At 63.9% G+C, this 16933-nt stretch carries 17 protein-coding genes and 2 pseudogenes; 14 read left to right on the forward strand and 5 right to left on the reverse strand.

The window, feature by feature from the left end:
* Positions 1-13 precede the first annotated feature (13 nt).
* Entirely contained in the window at positions 14-2227 is a 2214-nt protein-coding gene (locus ACVWYI_RS05555; protein WP_456661450.1) for an FAD-dependent oxidoreductase, read from the forward strand.
* Positions 2228-2299: 72 nt separating this feature from the next.
* On the opposite strand, the pseudogene gstA reads toward ACVWYI_RS05555, so the two are convergent.
* A pseudogene (gstA, locus tag ACVWYI_RS05560) lies at positions 2300-2915 on the reverse strand (glutathione transferase GstA).
* A 126-nt stretch (positions 2916-3041) separates the two neighbouring features.
* Here gstA and ACVWYI_RS05565 point away from each other — a divergent pair.
* The 3 genes from ACVWYI_RS05565 to ACVWYI_RS05575 all read left to right on the forward strand — a co-directional run bounded on the left by ACVWYI_RS05565 (position 3042) and on the right by ACVWYI_RS05575 (position 5706).
* Positions 3042-3539, forward strand: coding sequence for a MarR family winged helix-turn-helix transcriptional regulator (locus tag ACVWYI_RS05565; protein WP_247352328.1), 498 nt, complete (start codon positions 3042-3044; stop codon positions 3537-3539).
* Positions 3540-3640: 101 nt separating this feature from the next.
* Entirely contained in the window at positions 3641-5011 is a 1371-nt protein-coding gene (locus tag ACVWYI_RS05570) for a glutamate--cysteine ligase (protein ID WP_247448399.1), read from the forward strand.
* A gap of 122 nt (positions 5012-5133) precedes the next feature.
* The gene (locus ACVWYI_RS05575; RefSeq protein WP_247352332.1) at positions 5134-5706 is read left to right on the forward strand and encodes a PAN domain-containing protein; all 573 of its coding nucleotides are present in this window, start codon (positions 5134-5136) and stop codon (positions 5704-5706) included.
* 107 nt (positions 5707-5813) lie between these two features.
* On the opposite strand, the gene ACVWYI_RS05580 is transcribed toward ACVWYI_RS05575, so the two are convergent.
* The 3 genes from ACVWYI_RS05580 to tldD are packed head-to-tail and all read right to left on the reverse strand — an operon-like array spanning position 5814 to position 8602.
* On the reverse strand, positions 5814-6380 hold the full coding sequence (locus ACVWYI_RS05580; protein ID WP_456661451.1) for a nucleotidyltransferase family protein: 567 nt from the start codon (positions 6378-6380) through the stop codon (positions 5814-5816).
* 21 nt (positions 6381-6401) lie between these two features.
* Positions 6402-7178: a signal peptidase I gene (lepB, locus tag ACVWYI_RS05585; RefSeq protein WP_247448401.1), complete on the reverse strand. Its 777-nt coding sequence runs from the start codon at positions 7176-7178 to the stop codon at positions 6402-6404.
* Positions 7175-8602, reverse strand: coding sequence for a metalloprotease TldD (gene tldD / locus ACVWYI_RS05590; RefSeq protein WP_026233924.1), 1428 nt, complete (start codon positions 8600-8602; stop codon positions 7175-7177). Before tldD ends, lepB begins: the two co-directional genes overlap by 4 nt.
* A 149-nt stretch (positions 8603-8751) precedes the next feature.
* Here tldD and ACVWYI_RS05595 point away from each other — a divergent pair, with 149 nt between their 5' ends.
* Both ACVWYI_RS05595 and ACVWYI_RS05600 read left to right on the forward strand, forming a co-directional pair.
* On the forward strand, positions 8752-8976 hold the full coding sequence (locus ACVWYI_RS05595; RefSeq protein ID WP_007599426.1) for a DUF433 domain-containing protein: 225 nt from the start codon (positions 8752-8754) through the stop codon (positions 8974-8976).
* A gap of 41 nt (positions 8977-9017) precedes the next feature.
* Positions 9018-9304: pseudogene (locus ACVWYI_RS05600) on the forward strand (DUF5615 family PIN-like protein).
* Positions 9305-9323: 19 nt separating this feature from the next.
* Here the strand turns inward: ACVWYI_RS05600 and ACVWYI_RS05605 are convergent.
* A complete protein-coding gene (locus ACVWYI_RS05605; protein WP_456661452.1) occupies positions 9324-9869 on the reverse strand; it encodes an invasion associated locus B family protein in 546 nt (181 codons plus the stop codon).
* 449 nt (positions 9870-10318) lie between these two features.
* On the opposite strand from ACVWYI_RS05605, the gene coxB reads away from it, so the two are divergent.
* The 8 genes from coxB to ACVWYI_RS05645 all read left to right on the forward strand — a co-directional run bounded on the left by coxB (position 10319) and on the right by ACVWYI_RS05645 (position 16931).
* A complete protein-coding gene (gene coxB, locus ACVWYI_RS05610) occupies positions 10319-11158 on the forward strand; it encodes a cytochrome c oxidase subunit II (protein WP_456661453.1) in 840 nt (279 codons plus the stop codon).
* Between the two features lie 89 nt (positions 11159-11247).
* A complete protein-coding gene (ctaD, locus tag ACVWYI_RS05615) occupies positions 11248-12873 on the forward strand; it encodes a cytochrome c oxidase subunit I (RefSeq protein WP_247448404.1) in 1626 nt (541 codons plus the stop codon).
* 61 nt (positions 12874-12934) lie between these two features.
* Positions 12935-13879 (forward strand): heme o synthase, encoded by a 945-nt coding sequence (locus ACVWYI_RS05620; RefSeq protein ID WP_456661454.1) that lies wholly within the window; start codon positions 12935-12937, stop codon positions 13877-13879.
* On the forward strand, positions 13876-14052 hold the full coding sequence (locus ACVWYI_RS05625) for a CoxF protein (RefSeq protein ID WP_247352347.1): 177 nt from the start codon (positions 13876-13878) through the stop codon (positions 14050-14052). The genes ACVWYI_RS05620 and ACVWYI_RS05625 overlap by 4 nt, the downstream gene beginning before the upstream one ends.
* 5 nt (positions 14053-14057) lie before the next feature.
* The gene (locus ACVWYI_RS05630; RefSeq protein WP_456661455.1) at positions 14058-14708 is read left to right on the forward strand and encodes a cytochrome c oxidase assembly protein; all 651 of its coding nucleotides are present in this window, start codon (positions 14058-14060) and stop codon (positions 14706-14708) included.
* A gap of 79 nt (positions 14709-14787) precedes the next feature.
* Positions 14788-15684, forward strand: a complete 897-nt coding sequence (locus ACVWYI_RS05635) for a cytochrome c oxidase subunit 3 (protein WP_247352351.1) — start codon at positions 14788-14790, stop codon at positions 15682-15684.
* A 96-nt stretch (positions 15685-15780) separates the two neighbouring features.
* Positions 15781-16182, forward strand: coding sequence for a DUF983 domain-containing protein (locus ACVWYI_RS05640; RefSeq protein WP_456661456.1), 402 nt, complete (start codon positions 15781-15783; stop codon positions 16180-16182).
* Positions 16179-16931 (forward strand): SURF1 family protein, encoded by a 753-nt coding sequence (locus ACVWYI_RS05645; RefSeq protein WP_456661457.1) that lies wholly within the window; start codon positions 16179-16181, stop codon positions 16929-16931. Before ACVWYI_RS05640 ends, ACVWYI_RS05645 begins: the two co-directional genes overlap by 4 nt.
* Positions 16932-16933 lie beyond the last annotated feature (2 nt).

Genomic DNA, 16933 nt, shown 5'->3' on the forward strand with positions numbered 1-16933 from the left:
GGGAGCAACCAAAATGGCTTACAAGAATTTCAAGGTTGAGACCGATTCCGACGGCATCGCGCTCGTCACCTGGGATATCCCGGGCCGTTCGATGAACGTGCTCGACGAGACCTCGACCAGCGAGCTCGACGCGATCGTCAAGGAAACCACGGCTGACGCCGCGGTGAAGGGCGTCGTCATCACCTCTGCGAAAGAGGCGTTCTGTGCCGGTGCGGACCTGTCCATGCTCGAAGGCATGAACCAGGCCTACGCAAAACTGTTCAAGGAGCAGGGCGAGACCGCCGCGAACCAGATGCTGTTCGACCAGAGCCGGCGCTTTTCGCTGGTGCTGCGCTCCATCGAGACCTCCGGCAAACCGTGGGCGGCGGCGATCAACGGCCTCGCGCTCGGCGGCGGCTTCGAGATCACGCTGTGCTGCCACTATCGCGTGGCCGCGGAGAATCCCAAGACGCGCCTCGGCCTCCCCGAGGTCAAGGTCGGCCTGTTCCCCGGCGCCGGCGGCACGCAGCGCGTGCCGCGCCTGGTGCCGCCGCAGGACGCGATGACGATCCTGCTCAAGGGCGATCCTGTCACGGTTGAGAAGGCCAAGGCGCTGAATCTGATCCATGCCATCGTTCCCGCCGCCGATCTCGTCAAGGCGGCGAAGGACTGGATCAAGGGCGGCGGCAAGGCTGTTGCGCCCTGGGACGAGAAGAGTTTCAAGCTCCCCGCCGGTCCGGTGTTCTCCAAGGCCGGCATGATGATGTTCCCGGCCGGCAACGCGATCTATCGCCGCGAGACCTACGACAATTATCCGGCCGCGCGCGCGATCATGAGTTGCGTCTATGAAGGCCTGCAGCTGCCGATCGACGCCGCGCTGCGGGTGGAGTCGCGCTACTTCACCTCGGTGCTGCGCTCGAAGGAAGCGGCCGCGATGATCCGCAGCCTGTTCCTGTCGATGCAGGAATTGAACAAAGGCGCGCGCCGTCCGAAGGATGTGCCGCCGACCAAGGTGAAGAAGATCGCCGTGATCGGCGCCGGCTTCATGGGCGCGAGCGTCGGCTATGTCTCGGCCCGTGCCGGCCTCGATGTCGTTCTGATCGATCGCGACCAGGAGAGCGCCGACAAGGGCAAGGCGCATGCGCAAAAGGTGATCGAGGAGCAGATCAAGAAGGGCCGCGCCAAGCCTTCTGATGCAGAAGCGCTGCTCGCCCGCATTACGCCGACCGCGGACTATTCCGCGTTGAAGGACGTCGATCTCGTCATCGAGGCCGTATTCGAGGACCGCAAGGTCAAGGCTGATACCTTTGCCAAGGCGCAGGAGCATATGAAGCCGGACGTGATCTTCGCGTCCAATACTTCGACGCTTCCGATCACCTCGCTGGCCGAGAGCTTCAAGGACCAGGGCAGGTTCGTCGGCATCCACTTCTTCTCGCCGGTCGAGAAGATGATGCTGGTCGAGATCATCCAGGGCAAGAACACCGGCGATCTCGCGATCGCGACTGCGCTCGACTACGTCCGGCAGATCGGCAAGACGCCGATCGTCGTCAACGACAGCCGCGGCTTCTTCGCCAATCGCTGCGTCGGGCGCTACGTGGCCGAGGGCAACGAGATGTTCCTCGAGGGCGTGCCCCCCGCGATGATCGAGAACTGCGCCAAGATGGCCGGCATGCCGGTCGGCCCGCTCTCGCTCTCCGACGAAGTCGCGCTCGACCTCGGCCTCAAGATCATGAAGGCGACGGAAGCCGATCTCGGTCCCAACGCCATCAATCCCGATCAGAAGAAGCTGATGGTGGAGATGGTCGAGAAGCAGGGCCGTCTGGGCCGCAAGAACAGCAAGGGGTTTTACGACTACCCCGATAAGGGCAAGGGCCAGAAGAGCCTGTGGCCGGGTCTCTCGGCGCTGCAGCCGAAGCAGCTCGACCCCGATACGCTCGACATCGAGGAGTTGAAGCAGCGCTTCCTGGTGGTGCAGGCGGTGGAAGCCGCCCGCACGGTCGAGGATCACGTCATCACCGATCCACGCGAGGCCGATGTCGGCTCGATCCTCGGCTTCGGCTTCGCGCCGTTCACCGGTGGCACCCTGTCCTACATCGACTTCATGGGCCCAAAGACCTTCGTCGAGCTTTGCCACAAGCTGGAGGCGAAATACGGCTCGCGCTTCACCCCGCCGAAACTCCTCGAGGAGATGGCCGCGAAGGGAGAAACCTTCTACGGCCGCTTCGCCCCCAAGAAAGCGGCGGCGTAATTCTCTGAACCCGTAGCCGGGATGAAAAATACGAAAGGCCGGATTCTCGATCCGGCCTTTCGCATTTGCGTCTCAGGCGGCCGGAATCAGCCCTTCCTTCTTCATCGCTTCCTGCACCTGCGGCCGCGCCGCGACGCGGGTCTTGTACGCGACAAGGTTGGGCATCGCCGAGAGGTCGAACTTCATCCGGTCGCCCCAGGTCAGCATCGTGAAGAGATAGCCGTCAGCCACCGTGAACTGCTTGCCCATGAGGTAATCGCGGCCGGCGAGCTGGCTGTCGATGTATTTCAGCTTGCCCATGACGCGATCCCTGAAGAACGCCTTGGCCTCGTCGTTCAGCGCCGGCGCGAACATCGGACCGAAGCTCTTGTGGACCTCCGAGGTGAGGAAGTTCAGCCATTCGAGCAGCTTGTAGCGCTCGGAGCTGCCGTGGGCCGGCGCCAGCGCCTTGGCTGAGGCCTGATCGGCGATGATCTGGACAATCACCGGGCCTTCGGTCACGATCTCTCCGCTATCGAGACCCAGCGCAGGGACCTGGCCCTTGGGGTTCAGCTTCAGATAATCCTCACCATTTTCGAGCTTCTTCGCCCGGATATCGACCTTGACCAGTCTCATACGGCAGGCCGGCTTCCAGGAGCGCGATGTGGGGGGATAGCGAGCAGGCACCGGGCGAATAGTACAATTTCATGGAATTTTCTCCTCTTGTTGCTTGGTTCAGGCGAAAGAACGACTACATGCATCTGCTTGAAATAGTCAAGATTGATGCATGTGCATCAAATAGCGTAAGAGACGGGCGACGAGCTTGAGCGGGACCATGAAACGCAAACCATCGACCGAGGCGACTTCCGCCTGGATCCGCCTGATGCGGGTACAGAGCCGCGTGCTCGATTGCGTCGAGCAGGACCTGAAGAAGGCGGGGTTCCCGCCGCTGGCATGGTACGATGCCCTGCTCGAATTGTCGCGGGCGCCTTCGGGGGAGCTGCGCCCGGTCGAACTCGAACGGCAGATGCTGATCCCGCAATATTCGACATCGCGGCTGATTGACCGTCTGGTCGACGAAGGCCTCGCCTCGCGGCGTGAATGCAAGATCGACAAGCGCGGCCAGTTCGTGGAGATCAGCGAAGCCGGCCGCGAGTTGCAGAAGCGGATGTGGGGCGCCTATTCGGCCGCAATCGAGAAATATGTCGGTTCGAAACTGTCCGACGCGGATGCCGTCAAGCTCAGCGGTCTGCTCGACCGCCTCGGCTGCTCGTGCGGCGAGATGAAACTGCCGCCGGTCGTCCACGCCAACGAAACCACGCCGTCGCGATGAGCGCGCGGCACACCAGCTCGTCCGGGCACCCGATGGGTGCGCGGACCGTCCCCGTCACCCGCGCGCCTTCTGTCGAAGCGCCCTTTTAATTAGAGTTTGATATGGCGCGAGACCAGATCGATATGACGCCGCTGCAATCACGTGACGAGCTCGTCACGTGGTTCGAGGAAGGCTGCAAGGACCCGTCCGAATTCCGCATGGGCACCGAGCACGAGAAGACGCCGTTCACGCTCGAAGGCCACCGCCCGGTGCCCTACGAAGGCGCGCGCGGTATCGGTGCGCTGCTCGAAGGCATGAAGCTCCTGCTCGGTTGGGAGCCGATCATGGAGAAGGGCAACATCATCGGCCTCTACGACGTCACCGGCGGCGGCGCGATCTCGCTCGAGCCCGGCGGACAGTTCGAGCTCTCCGGTGCGCCGGTCGAGAACGTGCACCAGACCCAGAGCGAGCTGATGGCGCATCTGGCGCAGGTTCGCGAGATCGCAACGCCGCTCGGCATCGGCTTCCTCGGGCTCGGCATGACGCCGTCCTGGTCGCGCGCCGACATCCCGGTGATGCCCAAGGGCCGCTACAAGATCATGACCAATTACATGCCGAAGGTCGGCCAATACGGCCTCGACATGATGTACCGGACCTGCACGGTGCAGACCAATCTGGACTTTTCCTCCGAAGCCGACATGGTCAAGAAGCTGCGTGTCTCGCTCGCGCTCCAGCCGGTCGCAACCGCCTTGTTCGCCAATTCGCCGTTTACCGAGGGCAAGCCGAACGGCTTCCTCTCCTTCCGGTCTGAGATCTGGCGCGACACCGACAATGCGCGTTCGGGCATGATGCCGTGGGCGTTCGAGGACGGCATGGGCTTCGAGCGCTATGTCGACTACGCGCTCGACGTACCCATGTACTTCGTCAAGCGCGACGAGGATTACATCGACGTCTCCGGCTCTTCGTTCCGCGCCTTCTTCGATGGCCGCAACAACAATTTGCCCGGGGAACGTCCGACGTTGTCGGACTGGGCCAACCATCTTTCGACGATCTTCCCGGAGGTGCGGCTCAAGCGCTATCTCGAGATGCGCGGCTCCGACGGTGGCCCATGGGGCCGTCTGCCGGCGTTATCGGCGTTCTGGGCGGGGCTGCTCTACGACGACGTGTCGCTCGATGCCGCCTGGGACCTTGTGAAGCACTGGACCGCGCATGAGCGTCAGGGCCTGCGCGACGACGTGCCGCGCTTCGGCTTCAAGTCGCGGATCAAGGACCGCTATCTGTTCGAGATCGCCAAGGAATGCCTCGTTCTGGCACATGCCGGCCTGCGCCGGCGCGGCCGGATCGATCAGCTCGGCCGCGACGAGACCCGGCATCTGGAGCCGCTCGATCGCATCATCGATTCCGGCCGCACGCCGGCCGAGGAGATGCTCGAGAAGTTCAACGGTCCCTGGAACGGCTCGGTGGAACCAGCCTACGCGGAATACGCGTTCTAGACCCGTGGGGACAGCAGGGCCAACGATCAGGACCCGAGCCGTTCATCGCCCATACAGGTTTGCGGCGATCAAATGACCGCCTGAAAAACCTGAGCGTCGTCAATAACCCGAAAGCTGTTTCGATGGGGAAGGGCCGCCTGGCCGTCATGGCGAGCGTCCTGGCAAGCGTCGTGGCATGTGCCGCGCTGCTTTCGCTCGTGTTTGCGAGCTGGCCTGTGCGCGCCCAGACGGCGTTCGATCGGCCCGGCGGAGACTATTTCAGCACGCCGGTCACGTCAGGTGATCCCGAGGATTGCGCGCTGCTATGCGAGCGCGACCGCCGCTGCCGCTCCTGGAGCTTCAGCTATCCCGACGTCGAAGGCGGCTCGGCGGTGTGCTGGCTCAAGAACGCGGTGCCGGCGCGCGTGCCGGAAAGCTGCTGCATCTCCGGTGTGCGTGGCGCCGGCGTGATCGAGCCGCGCGTCGCAGGCGTGGAGACCTCGATCGACCGTCCCGGCGGCGATTTGCGCAATTTCGAGATCAAGGCCGGCGAAGGCGGAGAGGCCTGCAAGGCCGCCTGCACCGCCGACAACAAATGCCGCGCCTTCACCTATGCACGCCCCGGCTACACCGGACGCGAGGCGCGCTGCTTCCTGAAAAAGGAAATCAAGCCGCCGCGCCGGAAGGCGGGGTTTACGTCGGGCGTGGTGCGGTAGGAAGGCTGCCGCAGGGTGGGCAAAGGCGCACGAAGCCCCGCGCCCACCATCTCTCTGCAACCATGTTTGGTCGTGGGGCACGCTTGGCTTTGCCCACCTACGGCATCTCACTCCGCCGCAATCACCGTGATCTCCGGCCACAGCGCCTTCCATCGCGCCGCTTTCGCCGTGTAGTTCGCCGGGGAAAAATTCAGGCCCGGATTGGGTCGCACGATCAGTCTTTCGACGTCGTCGAATCCGTGCGGCGCGTAGACCTCGTAGCGGTCACCTGCGCGCCTCACTCCGACTTGCGTGTTCTGCGTGAGGAAGCGGTCGATGCCATCGGTCGCGCGCGTCAGCGGCGGGTAGGGCAGGCCGTGCTTGTCGGGATACCACAGGTGCACGCGCGCCTGGTTGCGGATCTCGACCTTGGCGCCGAGATGCCCAAGCCTACCATGCAGCTTACGGATCACCATGTCCTCCGCCTCCCATGAAGTATCAGGGTCGAAATAGAACGCGTCGTAATCGGAGATGCCGTGATCGATCGCGCGGTTTGTAAGTACGTTCCAGACCGTCTGCGCCAGGCACCCTGCAACCAGCCACGCATCCGGCAGCGCGGGCCGCGCCAGCTCGTCGATGATTGCAGCGTTGACCGGATTTCTCAGCGCGAGCGCGAGGAATTCGTCACGGTTCATCGCGAGCGGGGAGACTTCTGCTCAATGCACGGCGGTGAAAAACCGCGCCATGCGAAATCCGGACAGCCAGGTCCACACCGGCTGACCGCGGATGCCGAGATCCCAGGATCCGAGCACAGCATCGGCACGGCCGACCAGATTGTCGATCGGCAACAGGCCGACGCCGCCGGAGCGCAAGGGCACGCGGCTGTCGGCGGAATTGTCGCGGTTGTCGCCGAGCACGAAGAGATGGCCTGCCGGCACCGTCACTTCCTGCGTGTTGTCGAGCGGACCGTTGTCGCGCATCTTGAAGATCAGATGCGAGACGCCGTTCGGCAGCGTCTCGACATAGCGATAGGCGGGCTCGCTGCCGCCATTGTCGTCCTCGGCGGCGCCGACGCCGTCCGGCTTCAGCTCGGCGGGACGGTCATTGACGAAGAGCTGGCCCTGCCGCAACTGGATGCGGTCGCCAGGCAGACCCACGACCCGCTTGACCCAGGCCTGCGAGCGGTCGCCGGGCCAGCGGAACACGACGACGTCGCCCTGCTTGGGCGTTTCCGCGAAGACGCGGCCGCTCTCGGGCAGGTTGATCTGGATCGGCAGCGACGAGGTGCCGTAGCCGTAGGGGAATTTCGAGGCGATCAAGGCGTCGCCGATCAACAATGTCGGCTCCATCGAGCCCGACGGCACGTAGAACGGCTCGGCCAGCGCGCCCTTTGCGATGAACACCGCGGCGACGATGCCGGCGAGCTGCGCGAGCTGGCCGGCCCAGCCGCTGCTCTTCCGCTTCGTGGTGACAGTTACCTTCTCGACACTCATCCGCCCGTTCCACCCACCGTAATGCGTTCCATCAGAAGCGATGGCTGGCCGACGCCGACCGGCACGCCCTGGCCGTTCTTGCCACAGGTGCCGATGCCGGTATCGAGCGCGAGATCGTTGCCGATCATGCGAATGCGATGCAGGTCGGTCGGCCCGTTGCCGATCAACATGGCGCCCTTCAACGGCGCACCGATCTTGCCGTTTTCGATCTTGTAGGCCTCGGTGCACTGAAACACGTATTTCCCCGAGGTGATGTCGACCTGACCGCCGCCGAAATTCGCGGCGAAGACGCCGTTCTTCACCGAGGCGAGAATCTCGGCCGGATCGCGGTCGCCCGCGAGCATGTAGGTGTTGGTCATGCGCGGCATCGGCACATGGGCATAGCCCTGGCGACGGCCGTTGCCGGTCGGCTTCATGTTCATCAGGCGCGCGTTCTGGCGGTCCTGCATGTAGCCGACCAGCACGCCGTCCTCGATCAGCACGGTGCGGTTGGTCGGCGTGCCCTCGTCGTCGATCGACAGCGAGCCGCGGCGCGAGGCAATGGTGCCGTCGTCGACCACGGTGACGCCCTTGGCCGCGACCTGCTGGCCCATCAGGCCTGCAAACGCAGACGTCTTCTTGCGGTTGAAGTCGCCCTCGAGGCCATGGCCGACCGCTTCATGCAGCATCACGCCGGGCCAGCCGGCTCCGAGCACGACGTCCATCTCGCCGGCGGGGGCGGGAATTGATTCCAGATTGACGAGGGCCTCGCGCAGCGCGCCGTCGGCGGCGTCACGCCAGTTCTTGCTCTCGATGAATTCGGCGTAGCCGGCGCGGCCGCCATAACCCTTGCTGCCGCTCTCCTGGCGGTCGCCCTGGCCGGCGACGACGGAGACGTTGACGCGCACCAGCGGGCGGATGTCACGATAGCTTTCGCCGTCGGGCCGCAGGATCTCGACCACCTGCCAGGTCGCGCCCAGGCTGACACTGACCTGCCGTACCCGCGGATCCTTGTCGCGCAGATAGGCGTCGATCTCGGCAAGCAGTTTTACCTTGGTCTCGAAGCCGGGGGCATCGAGTGGATTGTCGTCACTATAAAGCCGCACGTTGGTATGCGCTGGAGGCGCTGCGAAGCTCCCGGAATAACCGCCGCGCACGGCCGCGACCGCGTCCGCAGCGCGAATCAGCGCCGGCAGCGAAACGTCGGAGGAATGCGCATAGCCGACCGCGTCGTCCTTGACGGCGCGCAGCCCAAAGCCCTGCGAGGTATCGTAGGTCGCCTGCTTCAGCCGCCCATTGTCGAACATCAGCGCTTCGGTCTGGCTATATTCCAGGAACAATTCGCCGTCGTCGGCACCGGCAAGCCCGCGCGCGAGCTCGTTGCGAACCTGGTCGCGGTCGAGATTGGCGCGGTCGAGCAGGGAGGTTGTGGCAGGATTTGTCATGCGTCCGTCCATTATCGGGGGATGTGAGGCAAGATAATGGTTTCCGGGCGGTTCCGCGAGGGGCTTGGCCGTCACATTACGGAAACGATAGGATTGGGCTGGAAGCAAGGGGCCCTGACGCTGATACAGATCGATGCTATGCTGCTTTCATGAATTACCGAGACATCATCTCGATTGAGCCTGGCAAGCGTGGGGGGCGACCCTGCATCCGCCACATGCGGATCGCTGTGGCAGATGTGCTCGGCTGGCTGGCTGCTGGTCAGACCCACGCTCAAATCCTCGACGACTTCCCCGAATTGACCGAGGACGATATCCGCGCCTGCCTGGCCTATGCCGCCGACCGCGAGAGGCGATTGGTGACCGCACCGATATGAGGCTGCTGTTCGATCAGAACCTCAGCTTTATGCTTTGCCAGATGATCGCCGATCTTTTTCCAGATTCCAGCCACGTCCGGTCTCACGGACTATCGGAAGCTGCGGACCGTGCGCTTTGGGAGTTTGCGAAGGCAAATGGCTTCGCGATTGTGACCCAGGACGTCGATTTTGCCGACATGGCAAGCTTGTTGGGTCTCCGCCGAAGGTGATCTGGCTGCGGACCGGCAATCAAACCACGGCGGCAATCGCGGCTCTGCTTCGCCGACATGCCCAGACGATCGAATCCTTCGAGAGCGACAACGGCACAGCCTGCCTTGAGATTTACTAGACGAGGCCGGCCCAGCCGCCTATGGCAGCTTGTCGTAGCCCTCGCCGAGTCCGTTCAGGCTGAGCGGGAAGCCGATGCCTTCTTCCGGGGTCTCGAAGATGATGAAGGTCGCGGTCTTGGCGGTGCGGAGCTGGCCGAGCAGCTTGTCGTCCATGACGACCTCGGCGACGCAGCCATTGGGCAGGCAGCGGACAAAGCCGGCACGGCCGACGTCCTGGTTGTCGAGCTTGAGGCCGAGGCCGGAGGGCAGGAGAACGCCGAGGGGGGCGACGACCCGCATCAGGCGGCTTTTCTGGTCGGCGGTCTTGAGCACGATCACGGTCAGGCCGGCATTGGAGCGGTCTTCGGCCACCACGCTCTGGATCAGGGCGCATTGCTCGGATTGGGCGCCCGGCGGGGTGTCGCAGCGAATCTGCCAGTCGCCATGGACGGAGCGCACCGCGCCCTGCGCATGGGCGAGGCCCGGGAACGCCAGGACGACGACAGCAGCCAGCAAGGCAGCCAGCCTCGTGAGGCCGCTAGCCTGCCTTGTCGCCGGCCTTGCCATGCATCTCGAAAACCCCATCGGGTCGGTCCCTCTGCTCGCCTGGGTCGCTCGCACCTGGCGGACTGATACGGGAATGACGGCGTCTTGAAGGCGATTCGCAAGCAAATTCGACGCCGCCACGGCCGCCGTCGCCCGCACGAATCAGGTTCCGGTGCGGCTGTCTGCCAGTGCCTAACGCGGGCAATTCCGCTGTCAAGCCGCAGCATCCCGGGAAACGGTATTTTTGTCTGATGTTACTAGGAAATATCTTGCGGGCGATCGCTGACAGACCGGGCTTAAGACTGCATTGCGATAGATCAAGAATTATGGTTTGAGAGGCTTGATTTCGGCGTTCTAGCGATCCGGCCCCAATTCCTCTTAGAGGTATTCTTGCGCGGCGGTTTGTCAGACGAGCGGATCGAATAATGCGTTTCCCGAAAATTAGGGGAATGCACTTGGGGTGATTTCGTTAGGGGAGCGCGAACGGCATGAAGTTGTCGATGGGCCCGGTGGGCCGGCACTTGCTGGGATTGGCCGTGGCGGGTCTGACGCTGGCGACGAGCGGCGCGGCATTCGCCGAACTCGGGCAACCGGCGCCGTGGGAGTGGACGCTTCAGCGGTCCGCTTCCCCGGTGATGGACAATATTGTCTGGTTCCACAATTTCCTGTTCGTGCTGATCACTGTGATCACGCTGTTCGTTCTGGCGCTGCTCGTGATCGTAGTCGTCAAGTTCAACTCGAAGGCCAATCCGGTGCCGTCGCGGACCACGCACAACACGCTGATCGAGGTGGCGTGGACACTCGTTCCGGTGCTGATTCTGGTTGGTATCTCGGTGCCGTCGTTCCGCCTGCTGTTCCTGGAACTCGACGTGCCGAAGGCGGATATCACCATCAAGGCGACCGGCAAGCAGTGGTACTGGTCCTACGCCTATCCTGATAACGGCAAGTTCGAGTTCGACTCGCTGTTGGCCCAGGACAAGCAGCCCCGGCTGCTCGGTGTCGACAACGAGATGGTGGTGCCGGTCAACAAGGTGATTCGTGTCCAGGTCACCGGCGCCGACGTCATCCACGCCTTCGCGATGCCGGCTTTCGGCGTCAAGATCGACGCCATTCCGGGACGGCTGAACGAGACCTGGTTCAAGGCCACCAAGACCGGCATGTTCTACGGCCAGTGCTCGGAGCTGTGCGGCAAGGACCACGCCTTCATGCCGATCGCGATTCGCGTCGTCGAAGACCAGGAGTTCGCCTCCTGGGTTGAAACGGCGAAGAAGAAATATGCGAGCGGCGGCACCAGCACCTACGCCTCCACGGCCGGCCCGACGCAGTAAGCGCCGGGCGAGGGGCTCGAGGGGACTGAAAGCGACATAAAGGCGGGACCTCCAAAGGGTCCGATCGGGACGCAAGGCAGGATTTGAAAATGGCAACGAGCGCAGCGGCACACGGCGATCACGCGCAAGACCACGGACATGACGAGCACGCCCATCCGACTGGATGGCGGCGCTACGTCTATTCGACCAACCACAAGGACATCGGCACGATGTACCTGATCTTCGCGGTCATCGCCGGCATCATCGGCGCCGCGATGTCGATCGCGATCCGTGCCGAGCTGATGTATCCGGGCGTGCAGATCTTCCACGAGACGCACACCTACAATGTGTTCGTGACCTCTCACGGCCTGATCATGATCTTCTTCATGGTCATGCCCGCGATGATCGGCGGCTTCGGCAACTGGTTCGTGCCGCTGATGATCGGCGCGCCCGACATGGCGTTCCCGCGCATGAACAACATCTCGTTCTGGCTGCTGCCGGCCTCGTTCGCGCTGCTGCTGATGTCGACCTTCGTCGAGGGCGAGCCGGGTGCCAACGGCGTCGGCGCGGGCTGGACGATGTATGCGCCGCTGTCGACCTCGGGCCATCCGGGGCCGGCAGTGGATTTCGCGATCCTGTCGATCCATCTTGCCGGTGCCTCCTCGATCCTCGGTGCCATCAACTTCATCACCACCATCTTCAACATGCGCGCGCCGGGCATGACCCTGCACAAGATGCCGCTGTTCGTGTGGTCGATTCTGGTGACGGTGTTCCTGCTGCTGCTGTCGCTGCCGGTGCTCGCCGGTGCCATCACCATGCTGCTTACCGACCGCAATTTCGGCACGACGTTCTTCAACCCCGAAGGCGGCGGCGACCCCGTGCTGTTCCAGCATCTGTTCTGGTTCTTCGGCCACCCCGAAGTGTACATCCTGATCCTGCCGGCTTTCGGCATGGTCAGCCAGATCGTCTCGACCTTCTCGCGCAAGCCCGTGTTCGGCTATCTCGGCATGGCCTACGCCATGGTCGCGATCGGCGGCATCGGCTTCGTGGTGTGGGCGCACCACATGTACACGGTCGGCATGTCCTCGGCGACGCAGGCCTATTTCGTCGCTGCCACGATGGTCATCGCGGTTCCGACCGGCGTGAAGATCTTCTCGTGGATCGCCACGATGTGGGGCGGCTCGATCGAGTTCCGCGCCCCGATGATCTGGGCGGTGGGATTCATCTTCCTGTTCACCGTCGGCGGCGTCACCGGCGTCGTGCTGGCGAATGCCGGCGTCGACCGCGTGCTGCAGGAGACCTACTACGTCGTCGCGCATTTCCACTACGTGCTGTCGCTCGGCGCCGTGTTCGGGATCTTTGCCGGCTGGTACTACTGGTTCCCGAAGATGTCGGGCTACATGTACAACGAGACGCTGGCCAAGGCTCACTTCTGGGTCACCTTCATCGGCGTCAACCTGGTGTTCTTCCCGCAGCACTTCCTCGGCCTGTCGGGCATGCCGCGCCGCTACGTCGACTATCCCGACGCGTTCGCGGGCTGGAATCTGGTCTCGTCGCTCGGTTCCTACATCTCCGGCTTCGGTGTGCTGATCTTCCTCTATTGCGTGATCGACGCCTTCGCGAAAAAGGTGCCGGCTGGCGACAATCCATGGGGTGCCGGTGCGACCACGCTGGAATGGACGCTGCCCTCGCCGCCGCCGTTCCACCAGTTCGAAGTGCTGCCCCGCGTGCAGTAATCAATCTCCCGCGGCGCCCGTGACGGGCGCCGCGGCTCTACAACAAAGCGAGTCAAACTAAGTGTCCGTCCTCGACCACAACGCCGTCGACATCAATCCCCGCATCTCCGAAGCGGAGGTTGGCGACTACATCGCGCTCTTGAAGCCGCGCGTGATGTCGCTGGTGATCTTCACCGCGCTGGTCGGAATGGCGCTGGCGCCCGGGCATTTCCACCCGGTGCTGGCCTTCACCTCGCTGCTCTGCATCGCCGTCGGTGCCGGCGCCTCCGGCGCGCTCAACATGGCGCTGGAAGGCGACATCGACGCCAAGATGTCGCGCACGGCGAACCGGCCGATTCCGCGCGGCCGTATCACCCGTCCTGAGGCGATGACCTTCGGCATGACGCTCGCCTTCTTCTCGGTGATGACGCTCGGCATCCTGGTCAACTGGATCGCGGGCGCGCTGCTCGCCTTCACCATCTTCTTCTACGTCGTGATCTACACGATCGGCCTGAAGCGCCGGACCGCGCAGAACATCGTGATCGGCGGTGCCGCCGGCGCGCTGCCGCCGGTGGTGGCCTGGGCCGCGGTCACAGGCACGGTCGACGTCGAGCCGCTGCTGCTGTTCGCCATCATCTTCTTCTGGACGCCGCCGCACTTCTGGGCGCTGGCGCTGTTCCGCTCCGACGATTACGCGCGTGCCGGCATCCCGATGCTGCCCAATGTCGCCGGCCCCGACGCGACGCGGCTTCAGATCCTGCTCTACACCATCGTGCTGATCGCGGCCGCCGCTGCGCCGTGGGCGCTCGGCTATTTTGACGCCATTTACGGCATCGTCTCGCTGATCCTCGGCGCCGGCATGCTGGCGTTCGCCATCAACGTCTATATCCGCCGCGAGCGCAGCCAATCGTTGCGGGCGACGCGAAAGCTGTTTGCGTTCTCCATCCTTTATCTGTTCGCGCTGTTCGCGACTTTGCTGGCCGAGGTCGTGTTTCGGGCGCTTGCTCCGATGGTAGGGGGCGCATGATCGCAGGAATGGCCGACAAACCTGAAATCGATGGAATCGTCCTCACCGAGGCGCAGAAGAAGAGCCGTCGACAGCGCTCGATCGCGATCGCGCTCGCGCTCGGCGTGCTCGTGGTGCTGTTCTTCGCCGTGACCATGGTCAAGGGACCGGCCGTGCTCATCCGGCCGATGTAGGAAACATGGATCAGAAGCCGACCATATCGCCGGATCAGAGCCGGACGGCCACCAAGAGGCGTCGGCCTTTCATGGGTGTCGGCCGCGACGTGCTGGTCGCCTCGATCTGCGGCGGCGTGGTCGCGCTGATGGTCGGCGCCTCCTACGCGGCGGTGCCGTTCTACAATTGGTTCTGCCGTGCCACCGGCTTCAACGGCACGACCCAGGTCGCGACCTCGGCGCCGGCGAGCGGTCCGATCGCACGGAAGATCGCGGTGCGCTTCGATTCCAACGTCGCGCCCGGCCTGCCCTGGAAGTTCGAGCCGGAGCAGAGCGAGATCGAGGTCAATATCGGTCAGGTCGTGACAGTCTTTTACACGGTGACCAACCAGGCCGCGCGGACCACCGCAGGCCAGGCCGCCTACAATGTCGCGCCGCTGACGGTCGGATCCTATTTCCAGAAGATCAACTGCTTCTGCTTCACCGAGCAGACCATGGCGCCCGGCGAGAAGCGCGAGATGCCGGTCGTGTTCTACGTCGACCCGTCGATCGCGGACGACCACGACAACGACGGGCTGAACACGATCACGCTGTCCTACACGTTCTATCCGGTGCGCGATCCGGTGGTGAAGCCGGTCGCCTCTGGCGAGGGCGACAAACGCAAGGGAAATCTCTGATCGCCGGGCTCACGCTCAGGGGATTGGACACAAGGGGATAAGTGCCGGACAGGCACGGGATTGAGGAGCGAGACCGCAAATGGCAACGGCGCACACCAAGCATCACGACTACCATCTGGTCGATCCCTCGCCGTGGCCGGTCGTCGGCTCGATCTCGGCTTTCATCATGGCGGTCGGTGCGATCGCCTGGATGCACCACATGTTCTCGGCGGCGCCGATCATCTTCGGCGTCGGCACCGTCGGCGTGCTCTACACCATGGCGAGCTGGTGGGGCGACGTGATCAAGGAAGCCCAGTACAAGGGTGACCACACCCGCGTGGTGCAGCTGCATCATCGCTACGGAATGATCCTGTTCATCGCCTCCGAGGTGATGTTCTTCGTCGCCTGGTTCTGGGCCTATTTCAACGCAGCGCTGTTCCCGGCCGACGCCGTCCACGCCACCCGCGATGCGATATTCGGCTGCGGTCTCGGTACCGCGGCCGGCGCCTGCGCTGTGCCGGGCACCTGGCCGCCGCACGGCATCGAGACCTTCGATCCCTGGCATCTGCCGCTCCTGAACACGCTGATCCTGCTCACCTCCGGCACCACGGTGACCTGGGCCCATCACGCGCTGCTCGAGAACGACCGCCAGGGCCTGAAATACGGCCTGATCATCACCGTCGTGCTCGGCGCGCTCTTCACCTGCGTGCAGGCCTATGAGTACGGCCACGCGGCGTTCTCGTTCGCCGGCAACGTCTACGGCGCGACCTTCTTCATGGCGACCGGCTTCCACGGTTTCCACGTGCTGATCGGCACCATCTTCCTGCTGGTCTGCCTGTTCCGCGCCTATGCCGGCCACTTCACGCCGACGCAGCATCTCGGCTTCGAGTTTGCCGCCTGGTACTGGCACTTCGTCGACGTGGTCTGGCTGTTCCTGTTCCTCTGCATCTATGTGTGGGGACACGGCGCCGAGTCCATGGCCCACGGCGCGCACTGAGCAACCTTGGATTGGTCAGAAAGGGCGGCCGCAGGGCCGCCCTTTCGCTTTCGACGCGCCGGAGGTTTCGGCAGAACTGTGATAGACTCCTTCATCATGAACGAAGCCTCCAATACGTCCGAGCCACAAGCCACTGTCCTGCAAAGCGCGCTACGCGGGCTTGCCTGCAAATGCCCGCGCTGCGGCCAGGGCAAGCTCTATGCAGGCTTCCTGACGCTTGCGCCCGCCTGCGACCGTTGCGGCCTCGACTACGCCTTCATCGATTCCGGCGACGGTCCTGCGATCTTCATCATCATGCTGGCCGGCGCGATCGTGGTCGGTTGCGCGCTCGTCGTCGAGGTCAAGTATCAGCCGCCGTATTGGCTGCACGCGGTGCTGTGGCTGCCGCTGATCCTCGCGACCACGCTGCTGCCGTTGCGCGCGATGAAGTCGCTGCTGATCGCGCTGCAATTCCACCACAAGGCGGCGCCGGGCCAGCTGGTCGACCGCGCGAAATGAACGAGACCGCGCGCAAGCCTCGCGTGGCCGGCTTCGCGCTGTTCACGCTTTTCCTGGCCGCGGTCTGCGTCGCGCTCGGCCTCTGGCAATTGCAGCGCCGCCTCGCCAAGCACGAGCTGATCACAGCGCTCACCGAGCGTCTTGCGGAGGCACCGGTCGCGCTGCCGCCGCCAGCACGATGGACCGCGCTAAGTCCCGCGCGCGATGAATTCCGCCGTGTCAGCTTTACCGCGACGTATGCGCCGTTGCCCGATGCGATGGTCTATTCGCCCGGGTCCGCCGTGCGCAAGGATGCCGCAAGCCCCGGTACCTGGGCGTTCCTGCCGTCGCGGCTGCCAAGCGGCGAAACCGTCGTGATCGATGCCGGCTTCGTCGAAAACACCATGCAGGATCGCAGCGTCGAGGATCGTGCGGTCAAGAAGCTCGTCACGGGGCAGGTGGTCTCGTTCACCGGCTATCTTCGCTTTCCCGAGGCACCTGGCTGGCTGACCCCGGCGGAGAACCGCGACAAGCGGCTCTGGTTCGTGCGCGATCATGTGGCGATCGCGAGCACGCTGGGCTGGGGCGCGGTTGCGCCATTCTATATCGACCTCGAGCAGCCCGCACCCGAGAACGGCATTCCGCGGCCGGGGCCCCTCGACGTCCATCTCAAGGACGATCACCTGCAATACGCCATCACCTGGTTCACGCTCGCAGGCGCCGTGCTGATCGCCTTCGCCGTGTGGGCTAAAGGGCGGCGGCAGAGCTGAAC

It is taken from the genome of Bradyrhizobium sp. LB13.1 (genome assembly GCF_054056815.1).